Source organism: Bifidobacterium vansinderenii, assembly GCF_002234915.1.
GTDB classification, from domain to species: Bacteria; Actinomycetota; Actinomycetes; order Actinomycetales; family Bifidobacteriaceae; genus Galliscardovia; species Galliscardovia vansinderenii.
This window is the reverse complement of record NZ_NEWD01000041.1, coordinates 54895-64810: the sequence shown is the minus strand read 5'-3', so window position 1 is coordinate 64810 and position 9916 is coordinate 54895. Positions and strand designations below refer to the sequence as shown.

Here is a 9916-nt window from a genome sequence, read left to right as displayed (position 1 = left end):
CGTCCACGCGGATCCAGCGCTGCCTGGTGCACGTGCAGCGCAACACGAGGGCCGNCCTGACCTCGAAACCCAGGCTCGAGGCGGGCAGGGAACTCAAGAAGCTCTCCGACCGGCTCACCAAGGTGCATGACGCCGAGCAGGCGGCCAAATGGGGCGAGGCGCTCAACGCATGGCACCTGCGTTGGAGGGACTTCATCGACGAACGCACCCTCGCGAAGGACGATCCCGACAACCCGAAGGCCTCCAAACAGGAGTGGTGGTGGACGCATCAGGAGGTCCGCCGCTGCTACCGGCGGTTGGAGAAGCTGTTCCGCGAGGGCAAACTGTTCGCGTTCCTCGAGCCATCGCTGACCGCCGCAGGCCCCGTGGCGCGCACCACGAACCGTCTCGAGGGCGGCGTCAACTCGCCGCTCAAGCACGTGCTCCTCGACCACCACGGACTGCCCGAGGAGCACATGAGACGCGCCTGCGAATGGGTGTGCTACATGAAAAGCGGTTCCCCGGATCCCAAATCGCTGATCAGGCCCGAACACTGGAAACCCCTGCGCCGGGCGGCACGACCGGATGACAGCGGCGACGACGGATCTCCGCAATACGGCACAGGCGTCGACTGGAACGAGTTCCACACCCACACCGAATGGAACCAAACCGACTAGAAACCGAAGGCTAAAGCAACACTTTTGTTCCTATAGGCCCAAGTATAGGCGAAAAGAAAAAATCCCCGGGGTTTCATGATGTTTCGCATGAGTGACGTTCCGGGGCATTCATCAGTAGTATAGCCGGTATGAGTCCCGAAAGTCAATCCGTTACACTTGCCGACCTCGAACGATGGTTCTCTGTCGAGCGCATGGCCACCTATGTACGTTCCGCACAGGCCACCGGATGCGACGTGGTCGACTTGTACGTGTGGAACGGGCGCATCTCCAAGGCTCTGCTTGAAGACATCGCACATGTGGAGGTGCTACTGCGCAACTTCATGTCCGTTCGTCTCGCCAACGCATGCGGACACGACGACTGGTACCGAGATGATGCGAGGTTTCGATTCAACTCGTCGAGGACGAGACGGTTCGAGAACTCGATTGACGAGATCGAACGTCAGATACGGTATTCGGGCAAACCGGTCACACCGGGTCGCGTAATCGCTGACATGTCACTCGGATCATGGTGCTTCCTGCTCTCGTCCAGACTGGAGCAGACCGTGTGGAGGGCACTTCGAGACCCGGCGAATGGCGGCATGCCAAACTATCCATCTCGTAGACGCGCCATGTTTGAGAGCCATGTCAAGACGATGCGCGATCTGCGTAACCGTCTGTCGCATCAGGAGCACATCGTGCTTGGCAACCTTGCCGACGAACAGCGCTACCTGGATGGGCAGTGCGCCAATCTCGGCTGGATTGCCCGTGCCATCGACCCGAAGGCCGCCGACTGGATACGTAGTCAATCACGGGTGACAGCATTACGCGCAAGACGTCCTTAATCCCGATTCCTCATGATTCGAGGCTTTCGTATCCGCGGTGCGCTGTTCCCATCCGTTTAGTCAACAACTACGGGCGCGACAGAGAGGGAATCTCTCCTAAGATCGACGCGCCACATGCGCAACCGACGGCAACATCGCGGGAACGGCACGTGATCACTCGGGCAGGATCTCTCCGACGGAGAACAGCGTCGCACTGCCGCCGAGGCCGACGCGTCCGTTACCGACCGTCGCATGGATGACGCCGCCACGCGCGGATGCCTGATAGGCCACCAGATCGGTCCGACCGAGGCGGTCGCTCCAATAGGGCAGGATGTGGCAGTGGCCGGAACCGCAGACCGGATCCTCCGCGATGCCGCATTTCGGAGCAAACGAGCGGGAGACGCAGTCGAATCCCGACTCCGGATCACCGGCGGCCGTAACGTTGGCCAATAGTCCGGGCAGCTCCTTGAGCGTCATCATGTCGGGTTTGAGTGCACGCACGCTTTGCTCGTCCTGCATCACGCACAGCAGATCTCGCCCAAGCCATGCTTCAACGGGGCGAGCACCAAGAGCCTGTTCCATCATGTCGGTGACGGGCGTGGGCTTGAGATCGTATGCGGGGAAATCCATGGTAAAGATCTCGCCACCGTGCTTATTCTCACGTTTCCGAGTCACGATCAGTACACCGCTTAATGTCCGGAAACTCACCTCGTTCACGTCCGGCTCAACGAAATGCAGCATCACATATGCGGAGGCCAGCGTCGCATGTCCGCACAGGTCGATCTCACCTCCCGGCGTGAACCAACGCAGCCGCCACCCCTCCGGCTCGCGAACGACGAACGCGGTCTCGGAGAACCGGTTCTCCATTGCGATGTTCGTCATCAGTTCGTCCGACGGCCATGATTCCGGCAGACATACCGCCGCCGGATTACCCTTGAACACCCTGTCCGTGAAAGCGTCCACCACGTATTGCCGTATTCCCATACCGCTCCTTACCGCCCCTAGAATCAGCCCTGGCAGCCATCACATGCCAACGATGCGGAACCAGCATTCCACTGGGAATCACCTTACCTCTACATGCCAATCAGCTGCTCCAGCAACATTCGGATCATGCGCCACTCGTCTTTGGAGAAGTTCCGTCGCTGCGCGTCCTCGGAGTCCAAGCCGAACCGATGCGACAGGTATTGCTGTACGAGTTCGGTAGCCATACCGTCCATAAGCATCACTCCGTTCCCAATTTATGAGGAAGTTTGTTATGAATAACAGTAATGCGTTATACAGCATCACCAACACCGGAACTGTCAACGCCACGGACGTCACCAGCCACAACGTCAACGAGAACAGGAACGGAACCGTAAACACCGACAGAAACCACATGATCACTCTTTACCGCTCGAATCTACTCACCGGGTTGATAGTCGTGTTTCACAACGGACTCGTGAATCCGGAACAATATCATCTGGATACGCCCTTGGCCTTACCGCCTCGCTCGTCATTAGAGAGCACAACGTCAGGTACGTGTCGGTCGCCAATGTTCGAGGCAACTTTCATAATGATGGTATGGGACCAAGCAGAACGCCACTCAACGATGCACAATTGGCAGTGTTGCGATGGATCGGCGAAGGATGCCCGGATGACGTATATCAACGTGATGATTCTCGGCACTTCTCTTCGGCCGTGGCTCTGCGCAATCGCGGTCTGATCGAATCCTCCGGGCACGGCAAAAGCTGGAAGGCCTCTATCACCGAGGCAGGGAAATATTACATCGAGCATAGACGTTACCCGGGCGAGCTCCCGGCAACCCCCGATGTCGAAAGCCGAAGACGTCCTGCAGTGAAACGTCACATGGAGGGTGCTTCACCAGAACGTTCCGAGGCAACGTCCATGACAGCACCAGAGAAAACGGTATCATCCCGAGACAGCGGTGTGCCGCTCCAACATGGCACGAAAGTCCGCAACACTATGCAGATCTTACCGATACCTTCCCAGATACGACGCCCACACCCGGCCATACGGGAACTGATGAACCATAGGAAGAGACTGAGCGTCCCACCCGAACAGTGCCAACGCGCATTGCTCATATTGCACGCCCTAGTCGAGGAATCGCTTCGCCGAGGATGGACGGTGACCGCCAATCCGTCAACATACGAAACGGATCCATGGACGGGCCGCCGCCGGAGCATCTTCCCCGGCCCCGATCTTTTCATGATCGACGCGGGAGACTCGCCTGTCACTGTCTGCGTAAGCATGAGAACGAAACGTGTAAACCATGTTCCCAGTAAGGAAGAACGTGAGCAAAGCGAACGGGCACATTGGCGTTCTTATCCCACCTATGATTACATTCCTACGGAAATCATGAGAATCGAAATCCGGGAAAATTCCTATGAGCGTTTCACATTCGAGGACACGTCAACCATAAAGCTGGAGCGCAAGTTGGGAAACGTACTTAACAAGATCCAGTTTGTGTCCGACAGGGCCCGGGAACGCGCCGAGCAACGGAAGCAGGAAGAGATCGAACGCAAGGAACGCGCACGTCGATTGGAGGAACTGCGCCGGAGGGCGGCTCAATACAGGCAATGGATGGATACGCTTGACCGCCTTCGCGCCGACATCGTGCGGCACAAGGAGTTCGAGGAGACAGTGGCATTGCTGCGCAGGGCGCTCGCGGACAGGATTGTCGATGCGCCCGATGCCGGCAGGCTCGCGGATTATCTGTCATGGGCCGAGACCTATCTCCGTGATTCCAACCCCTTCCGCCACATTCCGCTGCCCACGGAAGGCATTCCGGAGATGAGCTACGACGAATGGATCCGTTGGAAAGAACGGTGAACGTCCTGATGCGATGCGCCGTGCCCACTGGAACCGCTCTGGACAGAGAACGGCTGCCATGCTCTTCAGCCATATGTTCAATAAGACGGGAAATTGATCGCAGTTTTGCGAGCGTTCAGGCACTGCAGTCGAATGACCGTCCCCTTGGAATTTCAATAAGCAGGTACCATGAGGACATGTCCACTACGATCGACGTATATCCGACGACGGATTACATGCCGCTTGTCGAAGAAACAAGACGGCGCACTCAGATCCTCTATCAGCAGCTGCTCAACCGGTATAGCATCGATAGCACCTTAGAGATACGAGCATTCTACCCACGCAAACCGTCCGATAAGGAAGTGCGGTATGTGGATCCGACCACACGATGGAAAGTCGAAATGGATCTTGGCTTTGCGTATGTGGTCAACGGTCAGTGGCAGTCGAGTTCATGGCCGTCAACGTGGGTTCGCGACCGAGTTGACCAATCCTGGGTCGACGACTATGAACGAACCAATGGAGAGCACGGCTACCCGGCATCCATGCTGGGCAAGATAATTCCATTAGAGGCCGACGAATTCGATGTGCCATTGACTTCAGATGAATTGCGATTGATCAACGCACAGGATCATTCATGGTACGAGTATCGGAATATCGGCAGCCCCGCCGTCTCCTCCATTGGCTATGGACTTGTCGCCGCGGCCCTAGCCGAGGAAACGCGCGGACGTATGGCGTCTATCGACGGGGCGTTCAACCACGACGGACATAACGGCGAGACCGCTGAACAATTCCTTGCATGGTGGGGCGATGAGCAGATGTCCTTTTATGGAGTCGAAGACTTCCGGTGAGCGACCACCGATCACGGATTGGTCATAATCAACGCTGACATAAACCGATGCAATCCAGCATCCTTTACTTCGTCGACACCCTACGGGATAGTAGCGCGACGACGCCGAGCGTGACGGCGATGATCGCGGCGGCTGTGGCGAAGCTGCCGAGCATCGCGGATTCATAGGCGTGGGAGGCCACCTGCCGTATCGCGTCGCCCGTTGCGTCCGTGAATCCGGCCGCCTGCTGGAAGTCCAGCATCACGGATCCGGCGGATTGCGAGGACAGCCCGGCGGTCCGCGCGAGACTCTGGAACCCGGTCGCATACAGTCCGCTTTGTATGCTGCCGAAGATTCCCACACCGATGATGGACCCGAATTGACGGAACACGGTCAGCAGACTGGAACCGGCGCCGGACTGTTCGACAGGCACCCTTCCCATGGCCCAGGTCAGCATTGCCGGCTGGCCTACGCCCAGTCCGAAACCGGCCACGATCTGACCGACCATCACCATCGACTGCTCCATCATGCCTTCGGGCAATCGCATGGCGACGCCGATCGTCAGCATGCCGACGGCCAGACATCCCAAGGCCATCAGACTCGTGCCGCGCGAGCCGATCCGGGAGACGATCCAATCGTTCATCCGCGCCCCCACGATGGATGCGACGACCAGCGGCATCAGCAGCATTCCTCCGATCAGCGCGTCATGGCGCAACACGGTCTCCAGGTAGGCGGGCATGATGAAGATGATGCCGTACATCGAGAAGTTCAGCATCATCAACGCCGGCGCGCAGGCGGCGAACGACGGATCCTTCATCAGTCCAAGCTCCATCAGTGGATTGCGGGATGCACGATCATGCAACGCGAATCCCACGATCAGCGCCACGCCGACCGTCATCGGAATCCAGGCGTCCATGGACAGCACACCATGCTGCGCATTGACCAGGCCGGCCGAGAACAGGGTGAATCCGGCGAACATCATCGCCACCGACATCCATGGCATATGCAACGACCGGGATTCATGCGACGCGCTCACCTGCGAAACGTTCATGTGGATGACCACGATCACGGCGAGAAACACCACGCCGTCGAATCCGAAGATGCCGCGCCATCCCAATGTCGCGGTGAGGGCTCCACCGACGAGCGGCCCGAACGGCACGCCCAAGGTGCCGGCTATCGCCCATGCGGTCATGGCGCGAGACAATTCGGAGTCCCGGAACAGAATGCCGAGCAGCGCCTGCCCCATCGGAATGACCACGCCCGCGCCGGCTCCCATGATCGATCGCGAGACGAGCAGCACCGGTACATTCCCTGCTGCAAGACCGATAACTGATGCGATGACGAACATGGCCAGTCCGACGATCATGGTCTTCAGATGACCGAGTCGGTCACCGAGGAATCCGGCCAGCAGCACCACGGCCGCGAATACGAGGTTGTAGCTGGAGACGATCCACTGCTGTTCCGCCATGCTCGCCCCGAACGACTCGGCGATGTTCGGCAACGCCACGTTGAACGCGGTGGTGTTGATCATCATCACCAGTTCGGCCGCGCACAAGCAGACCATGGAACGGTTCAGGCTCTTCGTTTTCTCATCCGTATCGTTCATGCCCCAATCCCTTTAAGATACCAATAAGTTTCTTATAAACACCCACGATTATAGATATCCGCGAATAAGAAACGCCGTGGTATCTTGTAAACGACGGCATGAACGATCACCAAGACACAGCGCCCATGCCACGCAGCATATGGAGATGACCATGGGAGAACACGCCACACCGAAGCAGACACGCCGTCGAGGCAAGGCCTTGGAAACGGCCATTCTGGAGGCCGCTTGGGAGCAGCTGTCCACGTGCAGCGCCGAGGAGTTCACCTTCGACAACGTGGCCGCCAGAGCTCATACCAGCAAACCGGTGCTCTACCGACGATGGTCGAATCGTACGGAACTGTTCGTGGCCGCCATGAAACAACATCGCATCCACGCCGTCATAGAACGGCCTAATACCGGCACACTCAGAGGCGACGTCATCTCCGTCCTCCTGCAACTCAATCGCAAACAGTCCGACGCGGTGATGGCGCTGGCCAAGTTCGGTGTCTACGCCAGCTGGCTCGGCGTGAGCGCGCACGAACTGTACGAACGCACGATGATCAGCGACCAGCCCAGCATCATGATGGCCATCGACAACGCGCGGGCGCGCGGCGACATCACCTGCGAACTGCCGGAATCGCTGCTGCGCATGCCCGGAGAACTCGGCCGCGCGATCATCCTGCGCGACATGCGCCCACTGTCCGAAGCGGACATCATCGCCACGGTAGACGAACTGTTCCTCCCGCTCGTCGACCATTACGAGCATCAGGCACGGGCCAAGAGCAGGACCGTCACCCGATGACATATCAGCGAGGGACAGGAACCATTCACCAATTCGGGTTCACGATCTGCATTGCCACACCATCGTCCATGACGTGGAAACCGTGACCCTCGTAGAAGGACGCGTTCTTGCTCTCCTCAGGCATGACTTCGATGTAGAAGTAGTCGCGGTACTTGTCTTTGATCATTTCGATCATATGGCCGGCAATACCGTTGCCCTGATACTCCGGATCAACCAGCACGTAATGCACGTAGGCGAGCATCGAACCGTCGTCCAGCGCACGCACGAGACCGACCAGCCGATCCCCATCCCAGGCGGAGATGACGGTGGACGAGCCCATCAGCGCCTTATGCAACCGCTCCGGATATTCGCCCGACACCCAGCCGACCGAACGAAACAGCTGCTGCGCCTGATCCTGAGTGAACGTCCTCTCCTCGGTGAACGTGATAGCCATGCGCTTCTCCTTTCGATGATCGACAATGCCGAACATCATAACCAGACTCGCAGCCTGCGAGCGCGGATTGTCTGTTTAGCGGTCAGGCAAATGTACGTTGACCATCAGCCCTCCTTGTGGGTTGGCTTTTAGATTCATGGTGCCGTGGTGGAGACGAACTATCTCATCGCATATGGATAGACCGAGCCCGTGATTGGGAGTCTCATACTTGTTGTTGATTCTACTGTTGGGACCGCGGTTGAACGGAGCGAGTAGTTCCGTCAAATCGATCTTGGTGAGATCTTTGCCAGTATTGGTGACCGCAAGTATTGCATAGCTGGCTCCGGTGTCGTCATGCTCCATTCCAGTGACGATGTCAATGCTGCCACCAGAAATGTTATGTTGCGCAGCGTTAAGAATAAGGTTCTCAACCAGCCGATGAACGAGCGTATGATCTGCCCGTAGTGTCACAGGTATAAGAGACGTCGTTATCGTGAATTCACCAATAACATCATGTTCCGCGTCAAGAACATTGGCGACGATCTCGGCAAGGTCAACGTCGGTAAAGTCTGCACTGTCGAGATGTTGGATGCTGGCGAGTTCAAGCAAGCGGAGCACAAGCGCCGAGCCGCTACGATTGGCTTCGATCGCTTTCTGCACGAATGGTCGAGTTAAGTCGTCGAACAATCCCGCGTCGAGTGGGATTTCGAGGGCGGCCGAGGTGGCGGCGAGCGGGTTTTTCAGTTCGTGGGATGCGTTGGCGATGAACTGTTTCTCCCGCTCGATGGAGTCGTTCAGGTCGCGGAGCATGACGTTGTAGGCGTTGGCGATGGTCGTGGCCTCGTCGTTGCGTTCCGGGATGCTGACGGCATGGCGTATGGACAGCGGCCCGTCCGCGGTCGTGATCTGCCTAGCCACCATGTTGATGCGTTTCTGACTGTTGGTGGCGATGGTCCATGTGAGGATGGCCGCCAGCGCGCCGAACACGAGGATCGGCGCGACGGCGGCGGCGAGCACGAGATCGCGTGTACGGGCATCGCCCGCCGTCGCCTTGAGCGACAGTCCGTCTTCCCTGTCCTCATTGACGCGGATGGACGTGTAGCCGGAATCGTCGCCGTCGGGAGCGTTTGACGATGGTTGACGGAGCGACTGGTCCGCGCTTTCGGAGTCCGTGCTCGTGTCGATGCCGCCGACCGTTACGGTGGACAGTTGCCGGTTCACGATGAGGAACGTGCCGGCGGTGACGGCGGTCGTCAGCAGCAGGAACGCGATGACGATCGTGGCGGTCAGACGGCCTCGCGTCGACCATTGCGATGGGCGAAGAATGCGCGGACGTGGCTCGCGTGTGGTGTGCTGTTGGTTCATGATATGCGGTATCCCTGTCCGGGTATGGTCTCGATGATGTCCAGGTCGCCGATCTTGGAGCGCAGCGTGTACACGGTGCTTTTGACAATGTTTTTCGTACGTGCGTGATCGTCTTTCCAGACCTCGTCGTATAACCGATCGACACCCACCACTGCACCATGCGCCTCCACCAGCATGCGCAGCACGGCGAGCTCGCGTTGGCCGAAGCGCAATGGCTCGCCGTTCATGCTGATGTCACCGGTGCGGAAATCGGCCCGGAACCCGCCTCGCACGAACAGTCCGGTATCGGCCAGGCCAAGCCGCCGCTGGACTGCTTCGACACGGGCGAGCAGCTCCGCGTACGCGAACGGCTTGGTCAGGTAATCATCCGCGCCGAGTCCCAGTCCCTGCACGATGTCGTCGGTGCGGGAGGCGGCGGTGAGCATGAGGATGTGAACAGGATCGCGTCGCGCCCGCAGCCGTCGGCAGATCTCGTCGCCATGCACGCCGGGCAAATCGCGGTCGAGGATCAGCAGGTCCCACTGGCTTCCGTCCAGTTCGTCGATCGCGTCTCGTCCGTCGTAGACGACCGTCGTGTCGAAGCCCTTCATACGCAACCCCATGCCGACCACATCGGCGAGGTTCACGTTGTCTTCGACGACCAGCACGCGCATCGGCGTCT

At 58.6% G+C, this 9916-nt stretch carries 11 protein-coding genes and 1 pseudogene; 6 read left to right on the top strand and 6 right to left on the bottom strand.

Annotated features, from left to right (window positions below):
* Positions 1-656: pseudogene (locus Tam10B_RS12185) on the top strand (IS256-like element ISBibr1 family transposase); the annotation flags it as partial.
* 191 nt (positions 657-847) lie between these two features.
* Positions 848-1477, top strand: coding sequence for an Abi family protein (locus Tam10B_RS12180; RefSeq protein ID WP_158214217.1), 630 nt, complete (start codon positions 848-850; stop codon positions 1475-1477).
* Between the two features lie 153 nt (positions 1478-1630).
* Here Tam10B_RS12180 and Tam10B_RS12175 read toward each other — a convergent pair whose 3' ends face one another.
* Complete coding sequence (locus Tam10B_RS12175; protein WP_198947608.1) at positions 1631-2440, bottom strand: PhzF family phenazine biosynthesis protein; 810 nt, start codon at positions 2438-2440, stop codon at positions 1631-1633.
* Positions 2441-2529: 89 nt separating this feature from the next.
* The gene (locus Tam10B_RS13755; protein WP_269843606.1) at positions 2530-2664 is read right to left on the bottom strand and encodes a hypothetical protein; all 135 of its coding nucleotides are present in this window, start codon (positions 2662-2664) and stop codon (positions 2530-2532) included.
* Positions 2665-2711: 47 nt separating this feature from the next.
* On the opposite strand from Tam10B_RS13755, the gene Tam10B_RS12170 reads away from it, so the two are divergent.
* The 3 genes from Tam10B_RS12170 (at position 2712) to Tam10B_RS12160 (ending at position 5112) form a co-directional block, all read left to right on the top strand.
* The gene (locus Tam10B_RS12170; RefSeq protein WP_093961506.1) at positions 2712-3158 is read left to right on the top strand and encodes a hypothetical protein; all 447 of its coding nucleotides are present in this window, start codon (positions 2712-2714) and stop codon (positions 3156-3158) included.
* 653 nt (positions 3159-3811) lie between these two features.
* Positions 3812-4285: a hypothetical protein gene (locus tag Tam10B_RS12165; RefSeq protein ID WP_093961505.1), complete on the top strand. Its 474-nt coding sequence runs from the start codon at positions 3812-3814 to the stop codon at positions 4283-4285.
* A 176-nt stretch (positions 4286-4461) separates the two neighbouring features.
* Positions 4462-5112, top strand: coding sequence for a hypothetical protein (locus tag Tam10B_RS12160; protein ID WP_093961504.1), 651 nt, complete (start codon positions 4462-4464; stop codon positions 5110-5112).
* A gap of 64 nt (positions 5113-5176) precedes the next feature.
* Here Tam10B_RS12160 and Tam10B_RS12155 read toward each other — a convergent pair whose 3' ends face one another.
* Entirely contained in the window at positions 5177-6697 is a 1521-nt protein-coding gene (locus Tam10B_RS12155; protein WP_093961503.1) for an MFS transporter, read from the bottom strand.
* Between the two features lie 151 nt (positions 6698-6848).
* Here Tam10B_RS12155 and Tam10B_RS12150 point away from each other — a divergent pair, with 151 nt between their 5' ends.
* Positions 6849-7478: a helix-turn-helix domain-containing protein gene (locus Tam10B_RS12150; protein ID WP_158214216.1), complete on the top strand. Its 630-nt coding sequence runs from the start codon at positions 6849-6851 to the stop codon at positions 7476-7478.
* A 25-nt stretch (positions 7479-7503) separates the two neighbouring features.
* Here the strand turns inward: Tam10B_RS12150 and Tam10B_RS12145 are convergent, their stop codons facing one another.
* The 3 genes from Tam10B_RS12145 to Tam10B_RS12135 form a co-directional block, all read right to left on the bottom strand.
* On the bottom strand, positions 7504-7911 hold the full coding sequence (locus Tam10B_RS12145) for a GNAT family N-acetyltransferase (RefSeq protein WP_093961501.1): 408 nt from the start codon (positions 7909-7911) through the stop codon (positions 7504-7506).
* A 75-nt stretch (positions 7912-7986) separates the two neighbouring features.
* Entirely contained in the window at positions 7987-9255 is a 1269-nt protein-coding gene (locus tag Tam10B_RS12140; RefSeq protein ID WP_093961500.1) for a sensor histidine kinase, read from the bottom strand.
* On the bottom strand, positions 9252-9908 hold the full coding sequence (locus tag Tam10B_RS12135; RefSeq protein ID WP_093961499.1) for a response regulator transcription factor: 657 nt from the start codon (positions 9906-9908) through the stop codon (positions 9252-9254). Before Tam10B_RS12135 ends, Tam10B_RS12140 begins: the two co-directional genes overlap by 4 nt.
* Positions 9909-9916: the final 8 nt, after the last annotated feature.